The organism is Campylobacter sp. LR291e, assembly GCF_008633915.1.
Lineage (GTDB): Bacteria > Campylobacterota > Campylobacteria > Campylobacterales > Campylobacteraceae > Campylobacter_D.
The window spans coordinates 39,204-65,195 of the sequence record NZ_VJNV01000002.1; the positions used below are offsets into that span (position 1 = coordinate 39,204).

Genomic DNA, 25,992 nt, shown 5'->3' on the forward strand with positions numbered 1-25,992 from the left:
AAATCCTTATACTTTTAATATTAATAATTTTAATTGCTTTTTTATATTTTTTCTTTGGCAAGGATTTTTCTTTAGAAGAGAGTTTGGTTAGAATTTGGAACGAGCATGTTGAAAACTGGGGTTATGTGATTTTATTTTTTTGGAGCATTTTAGAAGGAGAACTTGGCTTAATCTTTGCAGGACTTGCAGCACATGATGATAAATTAAATACTTTTATAGCCGTTTTTGTAGCCGGACTTGGTGGCTTTGTGGGGGACCAAATTTATTTTTATATAGGAAGATACAATAAAAAATTCATACAAAAAAAGCTTAAAACTCAAAGACGCAAATTTGCCATTGCACATTTACTTTTACAACGTTTTGGCTGGCCAATAATCTTTGCCCAACGTTATATGTATGGTTTTAGAACCGTAATTCCTATGAGTATAGGCATCACTAGATATAGTGCTAAGAAATTTGCCATTATAAATTTATTTTCTGCTTGGGTGTGGGCTGCTATTACCATACTTTTAGCTTGGTTTTTTGGAAAACAAATTTTAGATGCTTTAAAATGGGCTAGTTCGCATTGGTATTTGGCAGCTGTGATTGTGATAGTATTTTTATGTACTATAATCTTTGGCTTTAAACAATTGGAAAAAGCCATACTTAAAGAAAAAAGGAAGAAAAATGAACATTGAATTTAAAAATGCAAAACTTGACAAAATCAAGGCTGATTTTGAGATAAATTTTGTACAAGAAAAAAATTTAAAGCCATTTAGTGCTTATAAGAATTTTTTTAAATTAGCTAATTATAAGGGCGAGGGTGTTTGCTTTGATATGAATTTAAAAAAGGTCTTTGTAGAATTAAAAAGCCTTGAACACGAAGACATAAGACTAGCTTTTTTTAATGCTATAAAAGCCATTTGTAAACTAAATATTAAAAGCGTTAAAGCCCCTTGTATAATCAGTGGTTGTACTGGTCAAAGCTTTGCTAGTATGGCTGAGGGAATTTTATTTGCAAATTATGATTTTGATAAATATAAAAGTGAAAAAACACCTTCAAGCCTTGTAAATGTTTTTATTGCCAATGATGAGATAAATAAAAAAGAAGTTGATTTAAATAAAGGAAAGATAGGTATTGAAAGAGGAGTTATTTTAGCAAATGCTACAAATTTTGTAAAGGATATAGTTAACGAGGTCCCTGAAATTTACACCCCTTTAAAAATGGCAGAAGATGCTAAGAATTTAGCTAAAACTCATAAAAATATTACTTGTAAGGTGTATGATGAAAAATTCTTAGAAAAGGAAAAAATGAACGCCTTTTTAGCTGTAAACAAGGCCTCCATTCACCCTCCAAGACTCATTCATTTAAGTTATAAACACACAAAGGCTAAACAACGCGTAGTTTTTGTGGGTAAGGGCTTAACATATGATAGTGGTGGACTTAGCTTAAAGCCAAGTGATTATATGCTTACAATGAAGGCTGATAAAAGTGGCGCAGCAGCTGCTATGGGTATTATAAAGGCAGTTTGTGAGTTAAATTTAGAACTTGAAGTACATGCTATTTTAGGTGTAACTGAAAATATGATAGCAGGAAATGCTTATAAGCCCGATGATGTTTTAATATCAAGGGAAGGCGTAAGCATAGAAGTAAGAAATACAGATGCTGAAGGTCGTTTAGTTTTAGCTGATTGTCTATCTTATGCGCAAGATTTAAAGCCTGATTTATTAATAGACATGGCTACTCTAACTGGTGCTTGTGTAGTAGGGCTTGGAGAGTACACAAGTGGAATTTTAGGCAATAACGAAGAACTTCAAAATGCCTTTTATCAAAGCTCAAAAAGAAGTGGGGAATTTACTACTATTTTACATTTTAATCCTTATTTAAAAGAACTTATAAAATCAAAAATTGCCGATGTTAGTAACACTGCTTCAAGTCGTTATGGTGGGGCTATTACAGCCGGTTTATTTTTAGATAAATTCATACGCAAAGAATATAAAGATAAATGGCTACACCTTGATATAGCAGGTCCTGCTTATACTGAAAAGGCTTGGGGTTATACAAGCTTTGGAGCTGGAGGGGCTGGAGTTAGAATGTGCGTTGCTTTTTTAATGTCTTTACTAAGGGCTAAAAAATGAGTTTAGCCGTTGGTATAGTAGGTTTGCCAAATGTTGGTAAATCTACTACCTTTAACGCATTAACAAGGGCTCAAAATGCACAAAGTGCAAATTATCCATTTTGTACCATTGAACCTAATAAGGCCATGGTTGAGGTACCTGATTCTAGGCTTTTTGAACTAGCTAAGATTGTAAAACCTGAAAAAATTTTACATTCTTTAATAGAATTTGTAGATATTGCAGGGCTTGTCAAGGGTGCTAGTAAGGGCGAGGGTTTGGGTAATAAATTTTTATCTAATATAAGAGAAACGGAGTTAATCTTACATATTGTTCGCTGTTTTGATGATTCAAATATTACCCATGTTGAAGGAGAAACTGACCCTATTAGAGATATTGAAATCATTATTACAGAACTCATTTTAGCAGATATTGAACAACTTAGTAAAAAAATAGAAAAATTAAACAAAGAAGTAAAGGCAAATATAAAGGGTGCTAAGGAAAGTTTAGAACTTGCAAATTTGCTTTTAACGCATTTAAATAAAGGACTTAGTGCTAATTGCTTTGAAGAAAAAGAAAGTGAAATTTTTAAAAGTTTAAATAAAGAATTAAGATTGCTTTCGGCAAAAAATGTAATTTATGGTGCAAATGTCGACGAAGAAAGCATTAGTAAGGATAATGAATATGTAAAAAAGCTTAAAGAATATGCTAGCAAAGAAGGAAACGAGGTTATAAAACTTTGTGCTAAGTTAGAAGAAGAATTAGTAGTACTTAGCAAGGAAGAAAGCCATGAGCTTTTAGAGTCTTTGGGGGCTAATGAAAGTGGTCTTGAACAAATCATAAAAAATGCTTTTTCTAAGCTAGGGCTTATTAGTTATTTTACTGCTGGGGAGATTGAGGTTCGTTCTTGGACTATAAAAAATGGCTTTAAAGCACCAAAGGCAGCAAGCGTTATACATAATGATTTTGAAAAAGGTTTTATCAAAGCAGAAGTTATTAGCTATGATGATTTTATAAAATTTGGTGGAGAAAGTGGGGCAAAAGAAGCAGGAAAACTTCGCCTTGAAGGAAAAGATTATATAGTTAAAGATGGCGATATTATACATTTTAGATTTAATGTATAAATTTAAATTTTTCAAAGGAAAAGAAAATTAAAACTTTATATAAAAGTCTAGCTTTTTGGGTGATATTTGGCATAATAGCAGGTATTGTTTTAGGGCTAATTGATAAAGAAATAGCCATTGCTTGTAAGCCTGGGATGGATTATTTTATTAAGGCTTTGAAAATTTTAATAGGCCCTATTATTTTTATTACTATAATACTTGGAATTATAAGCCTTGAAAGCCTTAAAAAAGTAGGTAGTATAGGGGTTAAGGCTTTAATTTATTTTGAAGTAGTAAGTACTATAGCCCTTGCCATTGGTATTTTTATGGCAAATGTTATGAAACCTGGCACAGGCATGAATTTAGATGCAAATTTAGTAGATGCAAGCTCAGTTATACAATTTACAACTCAAACGAGAGAAATTAGTGCAAGTACCGAGATTATCAATATCTTAAAAGAGGCCATTCCCCAAGGATTAATAAGCCCATTTTCTGAAGGTAAAACCTTGCAAGTTTTGGTACTTGCTCTTTTAAGTGCTATTATTATTTCTTTATTAAAGCCCGATGAAAAGGCATATATTCAAAAATTCTTTGAAATTTTACAAAGTTTTGTTTTTAAAATTTTACAAATTATAATGTATTTTTCGCCCATTGCTGCCTTTAGTGCCATGGCCTTTTTAGTGGCAAAATATGGGCTTAGTTCTTTGGTGAATTTAGGATATTTATTATTTGTAATGCTTATATCTTGTTTGATTTTTATCTTTGGGGTAGCCGGGGCGATTTGCTATTTTGTAAGGGTAAATATCTTTAAATTTATGTATTTTATATCAAGGGAAGTTTTAATAGTCTTTGCTACAAGTTCAAGTGAGTCAGCCCTAGCCCCTTTAATGAGAAAGCTTGAAAAGGCTGGAATTTCAAAGGCCACGGTGGGGCTTGTTTTACCTACCGGGTATAGTTTTAATTTAGATTGTACTAATATTTATTTGTCAATGAGTTTAATCTTTCTAGCACAGGCCTTTAATGTGAATTTATCCTTAACGCATGAAATTTCAATAATCCTTGTTTTAATGGTGGCCTCAAAGGGAGCTGTTGGCGTTACAGGTTCAGGCTTTATAGTACTTGGTAGTACCCTTGCTGCACTTGGTACTATGCAAATTCCAGAAGCAAATAACGGGGCAGGGGCAATGCTTGCTGAGGTCTTGCCAGTGGCTGCAATATCTGTTTTGTTGGGCGTTGATAAGTTTATGTCTGAGATGAGGGCTGTTGGAAATTTGTGTGGTAATAGCGTGGCTGCTTTGATTGTTGCTATTTGGGAAAGACAAATTGATTGGGACAAATTTAATTATGCTATAAATCACCCTGAGGAATTTCACAATGCAGGGCTAAGTTAAGAAAAATTTATTATATTTTGCTAAAATCATTTTATATTTTTTTAGGATAAATAATGAAAGAAGAAGTTTTTTTGAAAATTCGTGGAATTTTACCCTTTTTAAGTGTGGCTTTTTTAAATGCCTTTGTGGATTTGGGACATAAAATTATCATTCAAAATACCATTTATAAAAGCTATGAAGGAAGTACTCAACTTTTTTTAACAAGCATAGTAAATGCCTTAATCTTACTTCCTTTTATTTTGGTTTTATCGCCATCCGGATTTTTAGCCGATAAATTTCCTAAAAATTTAATAATGAAATTTTCAGCCCTTTTTTCTGTATTTTTAACCATTTTAATATGTGTAAGTTATTATCTTGGTGCCTTTTGGTTTGCCTTTTTTCTTACCTTTTTAATGGGAATTCAATCAGCAATTTACTCGCCTGCAAAATATGGCTTTATAAAAGAATTAGTAGGAAATAAGCTTTTAGCCATGGGAAATGGTAGTTTAAATGCTACAAGTATAGTTGCTATTTTACTAGGAATGGCTTTGTTTTCTTTGGGGTTTGAGTATTTTTATGATATAAATTCTATTCAAGCAGATACTATTTTAACAGATATCGCCCCCCTTGGTTTTGTGCTTATCTTTTTTGCACTTTGCGAATTCTTACTTACCTTTAAACTACCAAAATTAAGGCAAGTAAATAAAGAATTAAGTTTTAATAAAAAAGATTATATAAAGGCAAAGCTTTTTATTAGCAATATCAAGCTTATTTTTAAGGATAAAGTTATTTGGCTTTGTGTTATAGGTATTGCTATGTTTTCTTCTGTTTCTCAACTTTATCTTGTTAGCTTTCCTGTTTTTACAAAAAATGTTTTATTAGAAGAAAATACCTTTTTTGTGCAAATTTCAATGGCCTTTGCTGGACTTGGTGTAATAGTTGGTTCTATAATTGCCGGTAGATTTTCTAAAAATTATATAGAACTCGGTCTTATTCCACTTGGGGCACTTGGCGTTTTAATAATGAGCTTTTTAATGCCTTATTTTTCAAGCTTTTATATTTATTCTTGTATATTTTTTATCTTTGGAGTTTGTGGGGCATTTTTTATAGTACCACTTAATGCTTTAATACAATTTTACGCAAAGGAAAACGAACTAGGCAAAATTCTAGCAGCAAATAATTTTATGCAAAATCTAGCTATGATTTTACTACTTGGCGTTGGGCTTTTGTTTTCTTATTTTAATCTATCTGCCTTGCATCTTTTTTATTTAATTAGCCTTTTATGCTTATTTGGGACCATTTATGTAGTGTTTAAACTACCCTTTTCTTTGGTTAGAATTTTAGTTAATATAGCCTTTTTTCAAAGATATAGGCTTTTAGTTGAAGGCTTTGAAAATATACCACAAAAGGGCGGGGCACTGCTTTTAGGCAATCACATATCTTTTATAGACTGGGCCATTATTCAAATGGCAATTCCTAGAAGAGTTTATTTTGTAATGGAAAGAAGCCTTTATTCTAAGTGGTATATTAAAATTTTCTTAGATAAATTTGGCGTTATTCCTATTTCAAATACTGGCTCAAAGGAAAGTTTTAGGCTTATTGCCTTTCACATTAAACAAGGGCACTTAGTTTGTTTGTTTCCAGAAGGGGTTATTTCTCGCCATGGTCAGCTTAATGAGTTTAAAAGTGGATTTGAGCATGTTTGTGAGAATTTAGAAGAAAAGGATGGCTTCATTTTACCATTTTATATAAGAGGGCTTTGGGGAAGTAGTTTTTCAAGAAAGGATGAGGAATTTTCAGTTAGCAATAAAACTTTAAGTAAAAGAAATATAGCTATAGCCTTTGGTAATAGTTTGCCAATACATACAAAAAAAGACATAGTAAAGGCTAAGGTTTTTGAACTTTCTTTTATGGCGTGGAAATCTCAATGCGAGGCCATGCATACAATCGCTAGGGCTTGGATAAATAGTGCTAAGAAAAATCTTTCAAAAATCGCACTAATTGACCCTATAGCTAAGGCAATAACTTATAGAAAAATGTTAGGTCTTTCTTTAATGCTATCAAATTTAATCAAAAAAAATACTCAAAAATTTAATATAGTTTTAAAAAGAGGAAGTTATGCCCCGAAAGAAGAATGCGTTGGAATTTTACTTCCTGCTAGTTTTGCTAGTACGCTTTTAAATCTTTCTGTTTTACTTGCAAATAAGGTAGTTGTAAATTTAAATTTTACTTCAAATACCCTAAATTTGGCTATAAAAGATGCAAATATCTCTCAAATTTATACTTCTAGGCTTTTTTTAGAAAAATTACAAGATAAAAATATAACTTTAAATTTTGAAGATGGTGTTAATTTAGTTTATATGGAAGATATTTTTGAAGATTTTAAAAGGCAAAAAGGTAAGGTTTTAATGTATTTAGGCCTTGTTAGTATATTGCCTAGTTTTTTATTGAAAATGATTTTTTCTCCTTCAAAAAATAATCTTTCAATAGCTGCGATTTTATTTAGTAGTGGAAGTGAGGGAACTCCTAAGGGGGTAATGTTAAATAATCGCAATATTTTAAGCAATATTGCCCAAATTTCAGATGTCTTTGGCATAAAAAATAATGATGTGATTTTATCATCCTTGCCACCATTTCACGCCTTTGGCTTAACCGTTACTACCTTTTTACCACTGCTTGAAAATATTAGAAGTGTAACCCTGCCTGACCCTACTGATTCAATGGCTATTGCAAAGGCTGTTGTAAAAAATAAAATTAGCATAATGTGTGCAACTTCAACCTTTCTTGGAATTTATGCAAGGAATAAAAAGCTTGAAAGCATAATGTTTGAAAGTTTAAGAATCATAGTAAGTGGGGCTGAAAAGCTAAAAGATGAGATAAGAACTGCCTTTGAAATGAAATTTAAAAAAAGTATATTAGAAGGCTATGGGGCTACTGAAACAACGCCTGTTGCAAGTGTAAATTTGCCAAATAAATTTGACCCTGATTTTTGGATTTTACACAGAGCAAGTAAGGAAAAAAGCGTAGGAATGGCACTACCTGGAACTGCTATTAGGATAGTTGAACCTGAAACCTATGAAAGTTTAAGTGCAAATAAAGATGGACTTATTTTAATAGGTGGTCATCAAGTAATGGTTGGGTATTTAAATAATAAAGAAAAAACGGATGATTTTATAAAAGAGATTGATGGAATTCGTTGGTATAATACTTGTGATAAGGGGCGTTTGGACGAAGATGGCTTTTTATATATTGTAGATAGGTATTCTCGCTTTGCAAAAATCGGTGGAGAAATGATTTCTCTAACGCATTTAGAAGAAGAGTTAGCTAAAATTTTTAATACTGATATAGTTAAATTTTGTGCTACTAGCTTAGAAGATGAGAAAAAAGGAGAAAGTATAGTTTTATTAATTGAATGCGAGGATGAGCATTTTAAAGGGATTTGCGATACTATTAGAAGTGCAAATTTACCAGCTATTTTAAAGCCAACTTTTTATTTTAAGGTTGAAAGTATCCCTGTACTTGGTTCTGGTAAAACTGATTTTAAGGGCGTTAAGGAATTAGCACTTAGGGCAAAAAATGAAAAAAATGAAAATTAATAAAGCTTAAAAATGAAAAAATTAATTTTAATAGCTTTATTTTTTTGTGTTATGGTTAATGCTAATGAAAAGGAGATTTCAACAATGAAAGTTAAGCTTAATGATAAGATTTTTAGTGCTACTTTAGAACAAAACGAGGCAGTTAATGCCTTTACTCAAATGATGAAAAAAGCCCCTGTTGTGATCAAAATGTGTGATTATGCTGGTTTTGAAAAGGTTGGGTCGCTTGGTAGAAATTTGCCTACTAGCAACACTCATATAACAACAAAGATAGGTGATATCGTCCTTTATAATGATAATCAAATCGTAATATTTTATGGTTCAAATTCTTGGGATTATACAAAAATAGGTCATATAGATGAAGTAAATAATCTTAAAGAAACATTAGGCAATGGCGATGTTGAGGCTAGTTTTTGGCTAGAATAAGCCTTTAAATGCGTTTATTAATGATATAAAACTATAATTACAAAAATAAAAAAGAAAGGATAAAAATGGCTACTTTAATCGAAAAGGATGTTTGTAGGTGGTGCTATTGCTTTAATAAAAAATACTAACGAAACAAATAAGCGATATAAAGAAACTTTAAAAAATATAAGAGAAGAATTATATATAACTTCTTGTGAAAAACTAGATTTTAATTATTATGTTACAACTATTAATAATATAAAATCTTTATGTGGATTGATAAAATTAATTTATCTCAAGAACAAATTGATGAAGTTTTTAACGATATTCTTGCAAATAAACATAGTGTTGTAAGCAATCCTAAGGGTTTTGTACTTGGTGGTCAACCTGGTGCTGGTAAGTCAAATTTAATAAAAATAGTTAAAAATGAGTTAGAGGGTAATGTCATAGTAATGAATGGTGATGATTTTAGAAAATATCACTCTGATTATAAAAATTTTCAACTACAAGGTAGTAAAGATTCAGCTCCTAAAAGGTGAGCACTTGCCCCGTCCTCACAGTATACACCCTTGCTAATTGTATGTTTTCTAAGTTCTTTAATATTACCTAAAGTATTGAAAAATTCGGTCTTGTTTTGAAAGTCAAATTTAAAGCTATGACAGGTTTCACAATGCGAACTTGCAGGTTGAAACATTAATTTATCTATTTGTAAAACCATAAGAATTTGTACCCTATCTATTTGAACCAGGCGTACCTTGTATGTCAAATTCTTCTATAGTAGTTGGAAAACCAGGAGAAAAAGAAGCGATTTGCTTAGCAATCTCAGGGGTTATGTTCTTAGCCCAAAGCCTTGAAAATTGATTTATGCAGATCACTAATTTACCAGTCAAAGAGCTTAAATTTCCTTCTTCTACATGATAACTAGTTATTTATCTAAAAAGCTATGTTTTGCCTAGGTGTATCTATGATAATATAAACATCATCTGGATAAATTCCTTCTGGCAAAATATTAGACTCAGCTCCATACATTTTTCTTTTTGTGTCCCATCAATTTCTTCAATCTCGTGTGGAAAATGAAGCATTTTTGAGTGCCTACTTCTTTTCAAGTAGCATATTGTGCAGGGTGGCATTCTCCACATTTATTAGGTCCTACGAATTTATTAGGATAATCTAAAATAGATTCAAAACCTAAACGATAGGTTACATAAACAATTTCTTGATTATTCTCATTTGCATAATCCTTATCGTCTCCAAAATCAACAAATTCTTCTTGTCTATCGCTAATGGCTATTTTGCCAACCAACCTACCCTCTTTTTATATTTAAAACAAGGTGATTTTTCTTAATGTAGTTGTAAAAATCTTTTTCTTGTTCTACATAATTCTTTAAGGTTCTAGGCTTTATGCCATCACCTTGTGGAGTTGTAGGATTTGCATGTAAAAGCTCACAATAAAGACCCAAACTAAGCAATGTATAAATAACGCGTTTCATTTTTGCTCCTTTTTAAATTTTATCAATAACTTATATAAATTGATAAAAAAATTCATTAGTATTTTATTAACTTTTTTCTTTATTTAAAGCTTAATTTTTTTGAAATAATGAAAATTTTTGATTTTAATAGGAGTAAAAATATAAAATATCATTTTAAAAAATCTATTTTAAGAAGAAATGATTAATATTTTTTAAATTTGTACGCTTTATAAAAAAAATGAATTTTAAATACTTTATAAATAAGAAAGTATAAAATTAATAAATTCCTTGCTATCATTTGGACAAGCAATTACTTTATAATCCTTTGTAGCAATTTTTCTATATTCAATATCTAGTTCAAAGATACTTTCAGAACAATCTATACAAAAAGAAATAGGGTAAATCAAGGCCTCATTTTTTAAATTTGCTAATATATCAGCAGTATTTGGACCAAGCCATTTTACAGGCCCAAGGCGAGATTGATAAGAAAGAATAAACTCATCAAATTCATCTTTTAAAGCATTTTTTAATATATTAAAATGCTCATTTACATGCCTTTCGTATAAATCACCCTTTTTAATAATAGAAAGAGGCAGGGAATGGGCTGAAAAAATAATACTTTTGCAATCAAATTTAGCCTTTTCTTTTAATATATGAGAAACAATCATCTCATTATAGGTAGGATTTTTATAAAAAATATCAAGTTCTTTGATTTTTGCCTTTATATTTAGACTTGAAATTTCATTTTTTAAAACTTGCAAAGAGGTAGTAACTGTGGTTTGAGAATGGTGAGGATATAAAGGAAAAAGAATAATCTCATCATTTTCATTAAAATGATACTTGCTTAAAATATCCTCGGCAAAGGGTTTTACATATAAATTTATAAAATCAAAGGTAAAATCACTATCTATTTTATTTAATTTTTCGCAAAGTTGCTGAGTAAGTCTATTTAATGGAGATTTACCCCCTATTTGTTTATAATTTTCTTGCATAGGCTTTAATCTAGCCTTGGTTATAAAAAAGGCTACAATACTTCTTAAAAATTTATTTTTAATGCCTAAAATATAGGGGTCATTAAACATATTTTTTAAAAAAACTTCACAATCTTGTAAATTCGTAGCCCCACCCATATTTAAAAATAAAACAAGTCTCATATTTTTCCTTATTTTTAGCTATTTAAACGATAATTTAACATAAAAATTTTAATTCATTTTTACTTAAATTAAAGTAATTTTGGTATTATACTCCTTTATAATTTTTTAGAACTTTTTAGGAAAAATATATGGATATTAGAGCTGAGTTTTTAAATTTTTTTAAATCAAAGGACCACGAGATTACGTCTTCAAGTAATCTAGTCCCAGATGATGCAAGTTTATTATTTACAAATGCAGGAATGGTGCCTTTTAAAAGCATTTTTACAGGAGAATTACCATGTCCTAATCCACCTAGAAAAACTAGCTGTCAAACTTGTATAAGAGCAGGTGGAAAGCATAATGATCTTGATAATGTAGGCTATACAGCTAGGCATCATACCTTTTTTGAAATGCTTGGGAATTTTAGTTTTGGGGATTATTTTAAAGAAGAGGCCATTTTTTTAGCTTGGGAATTTGTAACCAAGAATTTAGGTTTTAACAAAGATAAACTTTATGTAAGCATCCATAATACAGATGATGAAGCCTTTGAGTTATGGAAAAAACACATAGATGAGCGTAGAATTTATCGCTTTGGGGATAAGGATAATTTTTGGCAAATGGGAGATATAGGACCTTGTGGGCCTTGTAGTGAAATTTTTTATGACCAAGGTGAAGAACATTTTCACTCTAGTGAAGATTACATGGGAGGAGATGGCGACCGCTTTTTAGAAATTTGGAATTTAGTCTTTATGCAATATGAAAAAGATAAAAACGGCAATCTTAGCAAACTCCCTAAACCTAGCATAGATACAGGCATGGGACTTGAAAGGGTTGTAGCTATAAAAGAAGGTAAATTTAGCAATTTTGATTCATCTTTATTTATGCCTATAATTAACGAACTTTCTAACATTTGCAAGGCAAAATATTTTTATGAAAGTGGGGCAAGTTTTAGAGTAATAGCTGATCATATCAGGTCTAGCGTATTTTTACTAGCACAAGGCATAAGCTTTGATAAAGAAGGAAGAGGCTATGTTTTGCGTAGAATTTTAAGAAGAGCGTTAAGGCATGGTTATTTGCTTGGCTTAAAAGAACCCTTTATGTATAAATTAGTTAAAGTAGTTTGTGAGCTTATGGGTTCTCACTATACTTATTTAAATGAAAAAAAGGACTTTGTAAAAGAACAAATAAAGCTTGAAGAAGAAAGATTTTTAAGCACTATTGATAATGGCATTGAAATTTTTAATGAAGAATTAAAAAAGACAAAGGATATTTTTAGTGGCGAGGTCGCCTTTAAATTATACGATACTTACGGCTTTCCTTTGGATTTAACTGCTGATATGTTAAGGGAAAAAAATCTTAAAGTTGATGAGGAAAAATTTGACTTTTTAATGAATGAACAAAAAAATCGTGCTAAGGCCTCTTGGAAAGGAAGTGGGGATAAGGCAGTAAATGGCGACTTTAAAGCCTTGCTTGAAAAATTTAAAGAAAATTCTTTTATAGGTTATGATAACTTTGAAAGTAATAGTAAAATTTTAGCCCTTTTAGATGAAAATTTTAAAGAAGTATCTAATCTTAAAAAAGGAGAATTTGGCTGGGTAATGCTTGATTACACTCCATTTTATGCAACAAGTGGAGGTCAGGTTTTTGATAGTGGTTTTATTAATGAAAGTAAGGTTTTAGATACTCAAAAATTTTTTGGGTTAAATTTAAGCAAGATAAAAGCTGTTAGTGATTTTAAAATAGGGCAAAGCGTACAAGCTATTATAGATAAAGATAAAAGAGAACAAATTGCAAGGCATCACTCAGCCACTCATTTGCTACATTTTGCACTTAGAAAAATTTTAGGTTCTCATATTAGCCAGGCTGGTTCTTTAGTGGAATTTAATAAATTAAGATTTGATTTTACACACGCAAAAGCACTTAGCAAAGAAGAACTTGAAAAAATAGAAAATTTAGTAAATGATATGATTGTAAATTCCAGCGAGGCAATCTTAGAAAATATGCCACTTGAAGAGGCTAAAAAAAGTGGGGCGATTGCTTTGTTTAATGAAAAATATCAAGGTGTAGTTAGGGTTTTAACCCTAGGTGAAAGTAAGGAACTTTGCGGGGGAACCCATATAAAAAATACAGCCCAAATTGGCAGTTTTTACATAGTAAAAGAAAGTGGGGTGAGTGCTGGGGTTAGACGCATTGAAGCAGTTGTTAGCAAGGCAGCACTTTCGTATGTAAAAAATTTTATGAATGAGTTAAATTGTTTAAAAGAAGAGTTAAAAACAAATGATATACAAAGTGCCTTTAACCGCCTTAAAAATGAGAATTTAAAGCTTAAAAATGAGCTTAAAAATATGGGTGAAAATAGCTTTTCGGTTAAAAAAATTAAAGATATAAATGTATGTGTTCAAAATGTCAAAAGTGGTGATATAAAGGCCATGATAGATGATTTTAAAAATAAATTTGAAAAGGCAGTTATTTTGCTTATCCAAGAAAGCGATGAAAAAATAAAACTTGCAGCAGGGGTTAAAAATGCTACTATCAAGGCTGGTCAATTAGTAAAATTTGCTGCTGTTATACTTGGTGGAAATGGTGGTGGCAAAGATGATTTTGCCACGGCTGGTGGAAAAGATTTTTCTAAGATAAACGAGGCCTTAGAACAAAGTTTAAGTTTTATAGAAAATGAATTAAAAGGCAATGAATGAGAATTTTAACCTATTTTTTAAGTTTTATCTTACTTTGCGTAATAGCAGTTGTAGGATTTGGGACTTATTTATTTACAAGCATTGATACAGATGGTTATACCTTTAAAGAATACAAACCTTCTCTTTCTACTCAAATTTTTGATAAAAATGGGAAGTTAGTAGCAAATATCTTTGATGAAGAACACCGCTTTTATGTAAAATATGAAGACTTGCCATCTCGTTTAATTGAGGCCTTGTTAGCTATTGAGGATACTTCATTTTTTGAACACAATGGAGTTAATATAGATGCGATTTTTAGAGCCCTTATAAAGATTGTAAAAAGTGGGGGGCGTACTATGGAAGGGGCATCAACTCTAACTCAACAATTTATTAAAAATACAGAATTAACGCCTGAAAAAACTATAAATAGAAAGCTTAAAGAAGCATTACTAGCGTATAAAATGGAATTTACACTTAACAAGGAAGAAATTTTAGAAAGATATTTAAATTATATATTTTTTGGACATGGTTATTATGGTGTTAAAACAGCAGCCCTTGGATATTTTCGCAAGGATTTAAATGAGTTAAGCCTTAAAGAAATAGCTATTTTAGTGGGCTTACCAAAGGCCCCTAGTAGTTATGACCCTACAAAACATTTAGAACTTTCAATATCTCGTGCAAATAATGTAGTACAAAGAATGTATAATCTAGGCTGGATTTCAAAAAGTGAGTATGAAAATTCAATAAGTGAAATTCCTATAGTTTTTAACGATACACTTACTCAAAATACTGCACCTTACGTGGTTGATGAGGTGATTAAAGAACTTAGTCCAAAATTGCAAGATTTAAAAAGTGGGGGTTATCAAATTCATTTAAATATTGATTTAGATGTGCAAGAAATGGCTCAAAATGCACTTCGCTTTGGTTATGATGAGATAGTAAAAAGGGATAAGGATGCAAATTTAAGCACACTTAACGGGGCAATGGTTGTTGTAAATCATCAAAATGGAGAGGTTTTAGCACTTGTTGGTGGGGTAGATTATGAAAAAAGCAATTACAATAGGGCTACGCAAAGCACAAGGCAGCCTGGTAGTTCTTTTAAGCCTTTTTTATATCAAATAGCTGTGGATTTGGGTTATTCTACCATGAGCGAGGTGGCTGATATTTCTCGTATTTTTGAAGGTGGAGCAGGTGATAATAAGGACTGGATTCCAAAAAATTATGGAAAAGATGTGGGTGGATTTATAACCTTAAAACAAGCTCTAACTAGTTCAAGGAATTTAGCTACTATAAATTTAGCCCTTGATATAGGTATAGATGTGGTGCATTCTAAGCTTGTAAATATGGGCTTTGAAAATGTGCCTGCTGATTTGTCAATAGTACTTGGAAGTTTTGGAATTTCGCCTTTGGAATTTTCTAAATTTTATACTATGTTTGGAAATTATGGCAAGATAGTACAACCTAATATTATTAAAAATGTTATAGATCAAAATGGAAAAACTATCTTAGAATATAACACAAATTCCTATAAGGCAAGCGAGGAAGAACAAGCCTTTTTAGTACTTGATATGATGAGAAATGTCGTAGAAAATGGTACTGGTCGCAATGCTAGGGTAGGTGGCATTGAAATAGCAGGTAAGACAGGTACTACAAATAAAAGCGTGGATGCTTGGTTTTGTGGGATAACGCCTGAGATTGAAGCATTGATTTGGTATGGCAATGATGATAATAAGCCTATGCGTTACACTGAAGGTGGGGCAAGAACTTCAGCCCCTGTTTTTAGAGAATTTTTAAGCACTTATTTAAAGAAATTTCCAAATGCAAAAAGGCATTTTAGCACCCCAAAAGGCGTTAGAATGGGTACTTTTAATGGAAAAACTGAGTATTATACTTCAAAATCGCCCTTTCCAAAGCAAAATCCTACCTTAAATGAGGAGATATTATTTTGAAACAAATGCAAAGTTATAAGGATGATAAAAATAACATTATATATTATGCTTTATATAAAAATTTAGATGAGATATTAATTAATTCTAAGTTTGAATTTAGTGGAAGTGGCAATATAGTTTTCTTAGATGAAAATGCAAAATTAGAAAATTGTACTATTTGCTTAAAACAAAATAATATATTTTTTATGGGAAATTCTTTTTTGAAAAAAAATGTTATAGTTATGTGGCAAGATAGTCTTTGCTATATAGGGCATCATAATTATTTTAATCCACATGGACAAGGCAGAATTTTTATTATTTCAGCAAAAACAAATGTAATAATAGGCAATTTTAATCTTTTTTCTATAAATATTTGGTTTAGGACCTCTGATCCACATTTAATCTATGATAAAAAAACTAATAAAAGAATAAATCATACTAAAAGCATTTTTATAGGTGATAATGTATGGGTTGGTCAAGATTGTGCTTTTTTAAAGGGTGTCTTTGTGGCAACGGGTGCTGTGATTGGAGCTTGTAGTGTATTATCAAATAAGACTTATTATTCAAATACCATAAATGCCGGTGTACCTTGTAAGGAGCTTAAACAAAATATATTTTGGAAAAATTTCTGCGATCAAGATTGGGACGATGAAACTAGTAAAAAATATGAATTTAGTGTGGATAATAATTTTGATTTTAACGAGAATGAATTTTTAGATCCAAAAGAACTAGATAATAAATTATTAAATTTAAAGGATATAAGAGAAAAATTTGATTTTGTGTACGAAAAACTTTATTTAAATATGGATAAAAATCGCTTTTCTTTAACTTCTCCTTTAAAAAATGAGTATAGAGGAGCAGTTTTTAGGGTAAAAAATATGCTTTCTTATAAATTAGGGGCTTGTTTGATAAGTAATTCTAAATCATTTAGTGGGGTAATTGCCTTGCCATTTAAGCTTTTAAAAATTGCAATTAAAAATAAAAGGCAAAGTACTTTTTATAATAATTTAATCAACATACACCCAAAATTCATCTTGCCTGGCATTGAAAGTTATAGCGATTATAAAGAAGCCTTGCATTATAAAAATCATCTTTCTTATAAACTTGGCTTTGGTCTAATAACTTCAAGTAAACGCTATTGGGGGGGGGATTAGTAAAATTCTTTCTTTATGATATTTTTAAGATTTATAAGGAATTTAAAAAAAAATAAAATTATTTTTTGCGTTTTTTAATGCTTTGTTTATCTAAATATTTTTTTATATTATCTTTAATTTTTGGTAGATAATTGTGTATCGTTTTAAAATTTAAGTTTTTATAGTCGTTAATAGCTGTATTTCTAATAATCTTTAAAGCTATTAAGGCTTGTAAATTTTGCTTATCTAAAATTGTATTTATAAAAACAAAAATATTTTTTTCTATATTTTCATAGCATACTATTAAATGCATAACAACAGCTGGTTGAGTTTTTATCTCATCGTTTAAGGCTTTGTAAATATCTTTATCACAAAGTTCTAAAATCATTTCAATTGTTTTAAAGTATTTTGTATTTTTTCTAAATTATTTGTCGTAAATTACCTTTTTTTGTAAAGTGTTTTATAATTAAAAATTTAAAAAATACTAGCCTTTAAAGGCTAGTAAATTAATGCAAGGTTAAAGAAGGTAGGATATATTTAATCCAAGGAATTCCAACTACTATATAAATTGCCATAAAGATTATCGCAAAAATAGCCCCGAGTTTAAAGAATGTAGGACCTTTTATATAGTGGCTTCCATACCAAAGTGGAGAACAACCCGTACCATATGGAGTGATAATACCCATAAAACCCATAGGCAAACATAAAATAAGCATTGTTTCAACTACATTTAAATTTGGTACGGCGTGTGCAATAGTTGCAAAAATAGCAATCATAGCAGTAACAAAGGCAGTACCTGATGCAAAGCAATATCTAAAAATACTAAAGCTTAAAAGTAAGATTATCATAGCCCAGAAGGTATCAAGATTAACCAAGTATTGTTTTAAGATATTTCCAGCCCAATCTAAATAACCAACATTTTTAAGACCAGCAGCCATAGCAACAAGAGTTCCAAACCACATTAATGTATTCCAAGCAGGTTTATTTGATAGAAAATCTTGCCAATCAATTACCTTTGTAGCAAACATTAAAACTATAACGACAAAGGCTGTAGTAGTTGCATTTATAGCAAAGATACTTCCACCAACCCAAAGGATAAGGCCGATTAAACAAATTAAAACCATAAAAATTTCGCCTTTGCTAATCTTACCTAGTTTTGCCCTTTCTTGATTTGCCCATGCTACAACCTCGCTTGAACCTTTGATTTCAGGTGGATAAATGATATAGCAAAGTAAAGGCGTGATTAAAAATAAAATTACACCAACAGGGGCAAAGGCTATTAACCAACCAGTCCAGTCAACTACTTGTACTCCTTGTTTTTGAAGAAGTGAAAGGGCCAATGGGTTAGGGGCTTGTCCTGTTAAAAATATAGAACTTGAAACACAACATGTAGCAACACCTATCCAAATAAGATAAGAACCTATTTTGTGTGGATTTTTATCAGGCGTACTATCAAACATTGTAGAAATAGCCGAAACTATAGGATAAACTGTGCCACCACTTCTAGCTGCATTACTTGGTATAAATGGGGCTAAAATGCCATCAATTATAGCTATAGCATAACCAAGACCAAGGGTAGAATTTCCAAGCTTTGCAACGATTGCTAAGGCTAATCTTTTACCAAGGCCAGTTTTGTTAACCCCAATACCTATGGTAAAGGCTATAAAGATAAGCCAAACAACTGAATTTGAAAAACCACTTATTGCCCAGTTAACGGCAACAGCAGGTTTTATAGCAGCATTTTCAGCACCACTTCCAACAGGTCCTACCTTAAATAAGGCTGCAACTGTAATTGCTATAACACCAATTAGGGCTGATGGTATAGGTTCTAAAATCAAGCCTACAATCAATGCAAAGAAAATAGATGCATAAAGCCAAGCATTAGAACTAAGTCCCCAACCACCATTTAACTGAGAAATTCCATACAAAAGAAATCCTAGTACTATAGGTGTTAAAAGCTTAAAATAAAAAGTGTAATTTAACTTTTTATCCACGTTTTTCTCCTTAGGTGAATTTGTGTTATTATTAATAAATTACGAATAAAATGATAAATCAAATTTTTTAAAAAATAGCTTAAAATTGTATTTAAAAGTCTTTAAAAATAGGTTATGAAGTATTATTTTTTAGTTATTTAAAACAAAAATACAGTGTTAAATTTTTTAAAAATAAAAATAAATAAAAATTAAATTTATAATACTTGGCATAAAGCCAAGTATTATTATTTTGGAGTGCCTGTATATTTGAATTTATATTCTACCTTGAAAGGTTCAAACCATTTACCAACACCTGTTTCTTCATCAACATGACGACCAAAACCTTGTTTTTCTGGATTTGTTATAAAATAGGTTAATTGATAATTGCCTACGCCAAAACCACCACTCTTATCTTTTTCCATAGCTATATTTGCACCATAGTGAGGACCATCATCAGCAACCATAGGCATTAAGGTTCCTCTTTTTACTTTGCCTGTGTCAAGATTTTTAAGCTCATAAGCAATGGTTAAATAAGGCATCCAAAAGCCTTCTGCAAAACCATTTGGATTGTTTTTAATAGCGTGAATATCAGCTTCTAAGTGAATATCAGCTAATGATGCTGCTAAATCTATACCACGAGGTTCCATATCAATCGGTTGTAAATAAACAGCGGCAATTTCCATGCCGTTTAACTCAATAGGGTCACCAATTGGCACTTCACCAGCAAAGGCTCCCATTCCCATAATCGCTGCCATACCAGCAGCTACAAATAATTTTTTCATTTTATTGCTCCTTTTTTTGAGATTTTATGTGTTATTAAAATGCCAGAAACTAGCAAAATTAAAACCAAAATTTGAGGTATTAGTGTTTCATAATAAGGATAAATACCAAATGTTGTTATAGGTTCAAATTTAAATGGTGTTAATGTTGGTATTATCACTTTACCTTCGATAAGCTCGGCGATACCTTTGCCTGTGAAGATGAAAACCATATAAAAAATAATATATGAAACAACATAGAAAAATTGTTTTACAGGGATACGAATAGCCCCTGCCTTCAATAGAAAATAAAGTGCCACTAAAATGACAATACCCACTCCAAGCCCTACAAATACGGCTGTGTAATCTGTACTAGTTTTTGAATCTATTAATAATGCTTGATAAAAAAGAACCGTTTCGGCCCCTTCCCTATAAACTGCTAAAAATACCGTAAACCAAAGTGTTTTAGCCGAATTATTTGAAATAGCCTCTATGGTTTGGTCTTTAATAAATTTAACCCATTTTTTATTATTTGCATTTGAAAGTAGCCAAAAGCCTACATAAAATAGTAAGGCGACGGCTATTAGCATGGTAACGCCTTCTATTAATTCTCTTTTTTGTCCTGCATTTTCCTTAAATATCCAAGCTACGATAAAGGCCGTTATAAAACTTAAAATTACCCCTGTAAATAGGGCAGAATAAGCTATATTTAAGCGATTTTTATTGCCACTTTGAATAAGATAAGAAACTATAGCAACCACTATTATTAAGGCCTCTAAACCCTCTCTTAAAATGATAACTAAGGACCAAATGAAAAGAGAATAAGGGCTTGATTCTTGTATTAAATCTATGCTTGATGAAATGGCTGAGTTTAATTCATCAAAACAAGCACTAAGTTCGTTTTTATCAACATTTGCCCTAATCAAAGCAACGCCTTTTGAAAAAAAGGCTTCTATCTTAAATTTTAAATTACTATCAACTGCCCCGATTTTACTTTCCATGCCACTAGCCTCAAAGATATCTAAATAGACATTTTGCAAATCATCTATAATAGAAACGCTAAAGCCATCATAATCTTGTAAAATTTTATCTAAGGCTATTTTTATATCATTTGCAACCTTTGTATAATCCTTACCAGCGTTTGTATCTTTAAAGCCTACTAGTTTTAAGGTGCTAAGCTCGTTTTCAGGAAGTTTTACAAAGGCATCAAATAATTCTTCTTCAATACTTGAAAGATTATCTCTAAATTCTTTTTCATCTATATTATTTTCATTCATTCTAGATATAATTTTTCTAATGCCTTGTTGAATTTTTTGATCACTTTTTGCCCCAACAAAGCTATTAATAAGTACTTCTATCTTAGTGTTTCTATAATCATTAAACAAAGCATCATTTAAAAATTTCTTACTTTCTTCTATATTATTTGCATGAAAGGCACTTGCTGCTTGGCTAAATTTTGTAGAGATATTATCAAGTATAAATTGTAATCTCATATCCATAGCAGCTGCAGCTTGTAAATCAGCTTGTACAGAGTCGTTTGTATTATCTATATTTTGCGATACTTGATTGTTTGAATTTTCTTGTTTTCTAAGTTCTTCTACGCTAATTCCCATCATTTGAGCTATCATTAATTCAGCCTCGGCCTCTCTTTTTTTATTTTCCTTAATAGAAGAAATCTCTGCTGCAACCTTATCGTAATTTGTATCACTAGCCTCAGCCTTTAAACGAAAGCCCTTTTGTAAAATAGGGGCTACTTCATCTAAATCATAACAAAGACTTTCAACTAGGGCGTTTATTTGAACTATAGGGGCGTTATCCTTATATAAACGACGCAAATTTACAAATTTTCTTTCCATTACTATAGCTTTTTTACCTATGTTTCTACCTATGGCACCTTCTAAATTTTCAAATCTTTGAAAATAAGCATCTTCGCTAAGTTTTTTGGCCTTAGCCCAATCGCCACCCTTATAAAATTCAACGCTTTGTTTAAGAATATCTTTTATATCATTTGCCTCATCTATGAAATTTTCAACTCTAGCAAGGGCTAAATTTGCAAAAAAAAGTAAAAATAAAAATATAATTTTGTGTGCAATTTTCATTTATAAAAATCCTTAATAATATTTATTATCAATATTTTTGAGAAAGTATAATATTTTTTTTATAAAATAATTCTTAAAAATTTTTCATTTTAAATATAAAATTTAAACTATAAAATAGGGCTTTAAGATTAAAATGTATTAAAAAAAAGAATAAAATTATAAAATGATAAGATATATAAAAATTAACTTTTAAAAAATGGAATGCTTTTTGCTTGTATTTTTGAAAATCTTTAAAAAGGAGAAAAAATGCAAGTAGATGATAGTACTCTTGTAAGTTCGTTGTTTAGTACTAGCACTAAGATTAAAGAAGAAGAAAGTAATGCTGATGAATTTCAAGCACTTTTAAATTCTTTAAAAAATGAAGAAGAAGAAAGTAGTAGCGATAAAAGTACTTTGGTAAATGAGGACTTAGACCTTGATAGTGCGATTGATAACTACACCTTTAACGCTATTGAAAAGGCTAAGCAAGATAGGTATGCCCAAATTGAAGATGACATACTTAAAAAGCTTTTAGAACTTTGATTTTAAACACAAGGCAAGAATTAATATTGCCTTGTTAATCTATAAATCTTTTTGTTAAATCATTATAAAATTCAATTCTTCTATCTCGTAAAAATGGCCACCACCTACGCATATTTTCACATTTATTTTTATCAATTTCTATTACCTTAACGCATTCATTTTTAGAATCTGCTTTGAATAATTCTTCTCCACCAGCCCCAAAGGCAAAAGAAGAACCCCAAAATCTTATACCCTTACTAACTCCACTTTTATCTTTTTCAAAGCCCACTCTATTAACAGCTACCACAGGTAAGCAATTAGCAATAGCATGTCCTCTTTGAACCCCAATCCAAGCTTCAAGTTGCCTTTGTTTTTCTTCTTTGCTATCATCATCAAACCAACCAATAGCAGTAGGGTAAATTAAAATTTCAGCACCCTTTAAAGCCATTATTCTAGCTGCTTCTGGGTACCATTGGTCCCAACAAATTAACACCCCAAGCCTCCCAAGACTTGTATTTATAGGCTCAAAACCAAGGTCTCCTGGAGTAAAATAAAATTTTTCACAAAAATTTGGGTCATCAGGAATATGCATTTTTCTATATTTTCCAGCTATATTTCCATTTTTTTCAAAGACAAAGGCACTATTATGATAAAGTCCAGCACTTCTTTTTTCAAACAATGAAGTAATTAAAACAATCTTATGTTTTTTTGCTACACTTGCCCAAAATTCAATATCCTTTTTATAATCATTTGCAAGGTCGAAAAAATCCACATTTTGACTTTGACAAAAATACTCGCTTTGGTGTAACTCGCCAAGGCAAATAAGTTCTGCCTTATCTTTAACGGCTTGTTCTATAAATTCGCAAGTTTTTTCAATGGTAAGTTTTTTGTTTTGGTGAAATTTTTGTTGTATTAAGGCTATTTTCACTTTCTTTTCCTTTCTGCTTCTTGGTCATCATATGGGTCAAGGTGAATTTGAATATCCCATTTTTCATTTGTAAAAATCTTACGAATACACTCTTCAAACGTATCTGAAATTTTATGGGCTTCTAATAGGGAAATTATAGGACAAAAAACCAAATGAACGCTAAGATAATTTATATCAGGTGTTTTTCTAGTTTTAAAATCGTGAAAAGAAATTATTGATTTATTATCTTCAATAAGCTTATAAATAGCTTGAATTTTCTCATCTTCTAAGGCTACGTCCATTAAAAAGGCTAATGCTTTTTTAATGATTTTAAAGGCACTAAAAATTGTATATAAGCTAATAATAATGCCAAAAATTGAATCAATGATATAAAAATTTGTAAAGTATATTAAAAATAATGCTATAAGCGTACTTAAATTCGTTAAAAAATCACTTTTATAATGCAAACAATCGCTTTCTATAACAAGACTTTTTGTTTTTTTTGCTACCAAAGTTAAAAAAAATATAAGCAAAAATGTTATGATTAATGATATAAGCATTACATAAATACTAAGCGATAAATTAATAATTTCTTCTTTGTGATAAATTTTATATATGCTTTCATAAAAGATAAAAATGCCTATACATACTATAAAAACGCCCTCTAACAGCCCCATAAGTGCTTCTATTTTACTAAAACCAAAATTATATTTTGAATTTGGAGATTGCGAGCTTTTTTTAAGTGTTAAAAAATTAAAGGCTGAAATAGCAAAATCCATCATAGAATCAATAGCACTAGAAAGCACAGCAACCGAACCACTCGCAAGTCCTACGCCAAATTTAATCAAGGTTAAAATAAGGGCACAAATACTAGCTATAATGGTAGCTTTTTTAGCTAAGTTCATTTTTGTCCTTTAAAAAGATTATTACAAGCACAATGTAAGGACCCATTTTGTCTTAAAAATACCCTTGCATCAACTCCTATTATTTGTCTATTTTTTATCACTTTTTCTAAATTTTCCTTAACGATTAAATCATTTTTATCATTATAAAAAGGTACAATCAAGGCATTATTTATAAAAACAAAATTTGCATAACTTGCCCCAAGTCTTTTATTATCATAAAAAATAGGCGAGGGTAGGGGTAATTTTACTAAATTAAAACCTGTTTTTAAAAGTTCATGTTCCATAGCTTTTAAGGGCTTAAAATGTATATCTTTTTCATTCTCACAAATTGAGTAAGCTATGGTATTTTCATCTATAAAACGAGCTAGTGTATCTATGTGATGGTCTGTATCATCGCCTTGTATAAAGCCATTTTCAAGCCAAATAATGCGTGAAAGCCCGAAAAATTCTTTTAAATGAGTTTCTATTTCTTTTTGATTTAAATGAGAATTTCTATTTGAATTTAATAAACAATCTTTTGTAGTAAGTAAAACACCTTGTCCATTAAAATCAACACTGCCTCCTTCAAGGATAAAATCAATATCTTTAATATTTTCCTTAAATTTATCCTTGAAAAGTTTTGAATTTAAGGCATTATCAAGTTCACTTTTAAATTTATTACCCCAAGCATTAAATTTAAAATTAAGCACCTTTATAACATTGTTATCTAAAATTTCAATAGGACCATAATCTCTAATCCAAGTATCATTTGTATCGCAAATAAAAAATTCTATATTTTGCATATGTTTAAATGGCTTAAAATCCTTTTCACTCGGGGCTATTAATAAAACTTTTTGAAACTTACTCACATGGTTTATAAAATTTTCATAGGCTTTTAAAATTTCATTTAAATAAGGCTTCCAATCCGTTTTTTCATGTGGCAAGGAAAGCATTAAGTATTCTTGTTTGCTCCATTCAGGGATAGCTTTTATCATTTATATACCTTTTTTGATAATAAAAAACTAATTTTAACATTTTTTATTTTTTTGTCAAGTGTTTTCAATAAATTTAATATAAATTTTTAATTTTGTTTTAGTTTATTTTTCAGTTCGTGATTTTCTAAAATGAGAGTAAAGATTAAGGCTAGAAGAAGACCAGGGGTTATACCCATGCAAAGATAAAAAAAAGAATTGAATTTAAAAAATAAAAATAGGGCTCCAAAAAGCATTAAAGCTAATGAAGCACCCTTAAAAAATTCAAAAAGATATATCAATGACCTTCCTCTACGACAGTCGCACCTGCTAAATAAACATAGGTTAAAATCATAAAAATGAAAGATTGTAAAAATGCCATAAAGGTTAAAAGTACATAGGCTGGAAGTGGGGCTATGTAAGGGACAAGTGCTAAAATAACAGCTAAAAATAAATCATCACCCTTTATATTACCAAACAAACGAAAGGAAAGTGAGATAACGCGAGAAAGGTGAGATACGATTTCAATAGGAAACATTAAAGGGGCTAGGAATTTAACCGGACCCATAAAATGTGCAAAATAAGGCATAAAACCTTGAGTTCTAATACCTTCAAAATGGTAATAGCAAAATACGATTAGGGCAAGTGGTAGGGTTAAATTTAAACTAGCACTAGGGGCTTCAAAGCCAGGAATTATACCTATAATATTGCTAAAAAATATAATCATTCCAAGAGTAGCAACCAGGGGAAGATATTTTCTAGCACCCTTTTCATCGCCCATTGTATCGCGTCCCATTGATAAAATACCCTCTAAAAAGGCTTCTCCTAAATTTTGAGTAGTTCTTGGTATAAGTTGCATAGAATGAGTAGCAAATTTAGCAATAATAACAGCAATTAGAGCAACTAAACCTAGGTGAAAAAAGTAAGTAAAGGTGTGATTTGCATCAAGCAAAGAACTAAATAAAAACAAATCTTTCATAATTGTCCTTAATA

At 30.5% G+C, this 25,992-nt stretch carries 25 protein-coding genes; 11 read left to right on the forward strand and 14 right to left on the reverse strand.

What is annotated here, in order from left to right; genetic code table 11:
• Window positions 1–32 precede the first annotated feature (32 nt).
• The 7 genes from FMM58_RS00860 to FMM58_RS00890 all read left to right on the forward strand — a co-directional run bounded on the left by FMM58_RS00860 (window position 33) and on the right by FMM58_RS00890 (window position 9,107).
• On the forward strand, window positions 33–677 hold the full coding sequence (locus FMM58_RS00860) for a DedA family protein (protein ID WP_223810132.1): 645 nt from the start codon (window positions 33–35) through the stop codon (window positions 675–677).
• Window positions 667–2,118, forward strand: coding sequence for a leucyl aminopeptidase (locus FMM58_RS00865; protein WP_150139478.1), 1,452 nt, complete (start codon window positions 667–669; stop codon window positions 2,116–2,118). Before FMM58_RS00860 ends, FMM58_RS00865 begins: the two co-directional genes overlap by 11 nt.
• Window positions 2,115–3,218, forward strand: coding sequence for a redox-regulated ATPase YchF (gene ychF, locus FMM58_RS00870; RefSeq protein ID WP_150139480.1), 1,104 nt, complete (start codon window positions 2,115–2,117; stop codon window positions 3,216–3,218). The genes FMM58_RS00865 and ychF overlap by 4 nt, the downstream gene beginning before the upstream one ends.
• A complete protein-coding gene (locus FMM58_RS00875; RefSeq protein ID WP_223810133.1) occupies window positions 3,215–4,588 on the forward strand; it encodes a cation:dicarboxylate symporter family transporter in 1,374 nt (457 codons plus the stop codon). Before ychF ends, FMM58_RS00875 begins: the two co-directional genes overlap by 4 nt.
• Window positions 4,589–4,641: 53 nt before the next feature.
• The gene (locus FMM58_RS00880; protein WP_150139484.1) at window positions 4,642–8,163 is read left to right on the forward strand and encodes an acyl-[ACP]--phospholipid O-acyltransferase; all 3,522 of its coding nucleotides are present in this window, start codon (window positions 4,642–4,644) and stop codon (window positions 8,161–8,163) included.
• 12 nt (window positions 8,164–8,175) lie between these two features.
• Window positions 8,176–8,589 (forward strand): cyclophilin-like fold protein, encoded by a 414-nt coding sequence (locus tag FMM58_RS00885; RefSeq protein ID WP_150150976.1) that lies wholly within the window; start codon window positions 8,176–8,178, stop codon window positions 8,587–8,589.
• A gap of 248 nt (window positions 8,590–8,837) precedes the next feature.
• Window positions 8,838–9,107: a zeta toxin family protein gene (locus tag FMM58_RS00890; RefSeq protein ID WP_150180285.1), complete on the forward strand. Its 270-nt coding sequence runs from the start codon at window positions 8,838–8,840 to the stop codon at window positions 9,105–9,107.
• On the opposite strand, the gene FMM58_RS00895 is transcribed toward FMM58_RS00890, so the two are convergent.
• The 5 genes from FMM58_RS00895 to hemH form a co-directional block, all read right to left on the reverse strand.
• A complete protein-coding gene (locus FMM58_RS00895) occupies window positions 9,068–9,286 on the reverse strand; it encodes a hypothetical protein (RefSeq protein WP_150180286.1) in 219 nt (72 codons plus the stop codon). The two genes, FMM58_RS00890 and FMM58_RS00895, sit on opposite strands and share 40 nt — an antisense overlap.
• A gap of 13 nt (window positions 9,287–9,299) precedes the next feature.
• A complete protein-coding gene (locus tag FMM58_RS08585) occupies window positions 9,300–9,458 on the reverse strand; it encodes a hypothetical protein (RefSeq protein WP_190317914.1) in 159 nt (52 codons plus the stop codon).
• A 212-nt stretch (window positions 9,459–9,670) separates the two neighbouring features.
• Window positions 9,671–9,871: a hypothetical protein gene (locus tag FMM58_RS00900; protein WP_150180287.1), complete on the reverse strand. Its 201-nt coding sequence runs from the start codon at window positions 9,869–9,871 to the stop codon at window positions 9,671–9,673.
• 1 nt (window position 9,872) lies between these two features.
• Entirely contained in the window at window positions 9,873–10,058 is a 186-nt protein-coding gene (locus tag FMM58_RS00905; RefSeq protein ID WP_150180288.1) for a hypothetical protein, read from the reverse strand.
• A gap of 233 nt (window positions 10,059–10,291) precedes the next feature.
• Complete coding sequence (gene hemH, locus FMM58_RS00910; RefSeq protein ID WP_150139495.1) at window positions 10,292–11,191, reverse strand: ferrochelatase; 900 nt, start codon at window positions 11,189–11,191, stop codon at window positions 10,292–10,294.
• Window positions 11,192–11,319: 128 nt separating this feature from the next.
• On the opposite strand from hemH, the gene alaS reads away from it, so the two are divergent.
• From alaS to FMM58_RS00925, 3 genes are read left to right on the forward strand one after another with little or no spacing between them, the layout of a single operon-like run.
• Window positions 11,320–13,866: an alanine--tRNA ligase gene (gene alaS, locus FMM58_RS00915; protein WP_150180289.1), complete on the forward strand. Its 2,547-nt coding sequence runs from the start codon at window positions 11,320–11,322 to the stop codon at window positions 13,864–13,866.
• Complete coding sequence (locus FMM58_RS00920; RefSeq protein ID WP_150139499.1) at window positions 13,863–15,794, forward strand: penicillin-binding protein 1A; 1,932 nt, start codon at window positions 13,863–13,865, stop codon at window positions 15,792–15,794. Before alaS ends, FMM58_RS00920 begins: the two co-directional genes overlap by 4 nt.
• Window positions 15,791–16,927 (forward strand): hypothetical protein, encoded by a 1,137-nt coding sequence (locus FMM58_RS00925; RefSeq protein WP_150180290.1) that lies wholly within the window; start codon window positions 15,791–15,793, stop codon window positions 16,925–16,927. The genes FMM58_RS00920 and FMM58_RS00925 overlap by 4 nt, the downstream gene beginning before the upstream one ends.
• 58 nt (window positions 16,928–16,985) lie before the next feature.
• Here the strand turns inward: FMM58_RS00925 and FMM58_RS00930 are convergent, their stop codons facing one another.
• The 4 genes from FMM58_RS00930 to FMM58_RS00945 all read right to left on the reverse strand — a co-directional run bounded on the left by FMM58_RS00930 (window position 16,986) and on the right by FMM58_RS00945 (window position 21,736).
• The gene (locus FMM58_RS00930; RefSeq protein WP_150180291.1) at window positions 16,986–17,294 is read right to left on the reverse strand and encodes a hypothetical protein; all 309 of its coding nucleotides are present in this window, start codon (window positions 17,292–17,294) and stop codon (window positions 16,986–16,988) included.
• Window positions 17,295–17,412: 118 nt separating this feature from the next.
• Window positions 17,413–18,900: a DASS family sodium-coupled anion symporter gene (locus FMM58_RS00935; protein ID WP_150180292.1), complete on the reverse strand. Its 1,488-nt coding sequence runs from the start codon at window positions 18,898–18,900 to the stop codon at window positions 17,413–17,415.
• 224 nt (window positions 18,901–19,124) lie between these two features.
• Window positions 19,125–19,661, reverse strand: a complete 537-nt coding sequence (locus FMM58_RS00940) for an iron transporter (protein ID WP_150139505.1) — start codon at window positions 19,659–19,661, stop codon at window positions 19,125–19,127.
• On the reverse strand, window positions 19,658–21,736 hold the full coding sequence (locus tag FMM58_RS00945; protein ID WP_150180293.1) for an FTR1 family protein: 2,079 nt from the start codon (window positions 21,734–21,736) through the stop codon (window positions 19,658–19,660). The genes FMM58_RS00940 and FMM58_RS00945 overlap by 4 nt, the downstream gene beginning before the upstream one ends.
• Before the next feature lie 246 nt (window positions 21,737–21,982).
• On the opposite strand from FMM58_RS00945, the gene FMM58_RS00950 reads away from it, so the two are divergent.
• Entirely contained in the window at window positions 21,983–22,258 is a 276-nt protein-coding gene (locus FMM58_RS00950; protein WP_150139508.1) for a hypothetical protein, read from the forward strand.
• 34 nt (window positions 22,259–22,292) lie between these two features.
• Here the strand turns inward: FMM58_RS00950 and FMM58_RS00955 are convergent, their stop codons facing one another.
• The 5 genes from FMM58_RS00955 to FMM58_RS00975 form a co-directional block, all read right to left on the reverse strand.
• Window positions 22,293–23,165 carry an N-carbamoylputrescine amidohydrolase gene (locus tag FMM58_RS00955; RefSeq protein WP_150180294.1) on the reverse strand — a complete coding sequence of 291 codons (873 nt, stop codon included), beginning with the start codon at window positions 23,163–23,165 and terminating at the stop codon, window positions 22,293–22,295.
• Window positions 23,162–24,049, reverse strand: coding sequence for a cation diffusion facilitator family transporter (locus FMM58_RS00960; protein ID WP_150180295.1), 888 nt, complete (start codon window positions 24,047–24,049; stop codon window positions 23,162–23,164). The genes FMM58_RS00955 and FMM58_RS00960 overlap by 4 nt, the downstream gene beginning before the upstream one ends.
• Window positions 24,046–25,023 (reverse strand): agmatine deiminase family protein, encoded by a 978-nt coding sequence (locus FMM58_RS00965; RefSeq protein WP_150180296.1) that lies wholly within the window; start codon window positions 25,021–25,023, stop codon window positions 24,046–24,048. The genes FMM58_RS00960 and FMM58_RS00965 overlap by 4 nt, the downstream gene beginning before the upstream one ends.
• 86 nt (window positions 25,024–25,109) lie before the next feature.
• Window positions 25,110–25,301 (reverse strand): hypothetical protein, encoded by a 192-nt coding sequence (locus tag FMM58_RS00970; RefSeq protein ID WP_150180297.1) that lies wholly within the window; start codon window positions 25,299–25,301, stop codon window positions 25,110–25,112.
• Entirely contained in the window at window positions 25,298–25,978 is a 681-nt protein-coding gene (locus FMM58_RS00975; protein WP_150180298.1) for a F0F1 ATP synthase subunit A, read from the reverse strand. The genes FMM58_RS00970 and FMM58_RS00975 overlap by 4 nt, the downstream gene beginning before the upstream one ends.
• Window positions 25,979–25,992: the final 14 nt, after the last annotated feature.

Excerpts from the sequence above, each read along its gene's own strand:
- FMM58_RS00865 (WP_150139478.1), top strand. The coding sequence starts at position 667 with ATGAACATTGAATTTAAAAATGCAAAACTTGACAAAATCAAGGCTGAT.
- ychF (WP_150139480.1), top strand. The coding sequence starts at position 2,115 with ATGAGTTTAGCCGTTGGTATAGTAGGTTTGCCAAATGTTGGTAAATCT.
- FMM58_RS00880 (WP_150139484.1), top strand. The coding sequence starts at position 4,642 with ATGAAAGAAGAAGTTTTTTTGAAAATTCGTGGAATTTTACCCTTTTTA.
- FMM58_RS00885 (WP_150150976.1), top strand. The coding sequence starts at position 8,176 with ATGAAAAAATTAATTTTAATAGCTTTATTTTTTTGTGTTATGGTTAAT.
- FMM58_RS00890 (WP_150180285.1), top strand. The coding sequence starts at position 8,838 with ATGTGGATTGATAAAATTAATTTATCTCAAGAACAAATTGATGAAGTT.
- FMM58_RS00895 (WP_150180286.1), bottom strand. The coding sequence starts at position 9,286 with ATGGTTTTACAAATAGATAAATTAATGTTTCAACCTGCAAGTTCGCAT.
- FMM58_RS00905 (WP_150180288.1), bottom strand. The coding sequence starts at position 10,058 with ATGAAACGCGTTATTTATACATTGCTTAGTTTGGGTCTTTATTGTGAG.
- hemH (WP_150139495.1), bottom strand. The coding sequence starts at position 11,191 with ATGAGACTTGTTTTATTTTTAAATATGGGTGGGGCTACGAATTTACAA.
- alaS (WP_150180289.1), top strand. The coding sequence starts at position 11,320 with ATGGATATTAGAGCTGAGTTTTTAAATTTTTTTAAATCAAAGGACCAC.
- FMM58_RS00920 (WP_150139499.1), top strand. The coding sequence starts at position 13,863 with ATGAGAATTTTAACCTATTTTTTAAGTTTTATCTTACTTTGCGTAATA.
- FMM58_RS00930 (WP_150180291.1), bottom strand. The coding sequence starts at position 17,294 with ATGATTTTAGAACTTTGTGATAAAGATATTTACAAAGCCTTAAACGAT.
- FMM58_RS00940 (WP_150139505.1), bottom strand. The coding sequence starts at position 19,661 with ATGAAAAAATTATTTGTAGCTGCTGGTATGGCAGCGATTATGGGAATG.
- FMM58_RS00945 (WP_150180293.1), bottom strand. The coding sequence starts at position 21,736 with ATGAAAATTGCACACAAAATTATATTTTTATTTTTACTTTTTTTTGCA.
- FMM58_RS00950 (WP_150139508.1), top strand. The coding sequence starts at position 21,983 with ATGCAAGTAGATGATAGTACTCTTGTAAGTTCGTTGTTTAGTACTAGC.
- FMM58_RS00960 (WP_150180295.1), bottom strand. The coding sequence starts at position 24,049 with ATGAACTTAGCTAAAAAAGCTACCATTATAGCTAGTATTTGTGCCCTT.
- FMM58_RS00965 (WP_150180296.1), bottom strand. The coding sequence starts at position 25,023 with ATGATAAAAGCTATCCCTGAATGGAGCAAACAAGAATACTTAATGCTT.
- FMM58_RS00975 (WP_150180298.1), bottom strand. The coding sequence starts at position 25,978 with ATGAAAGATTTGTTTTTATTTAGTTCTTTGCTTGATGCAAATCACACC.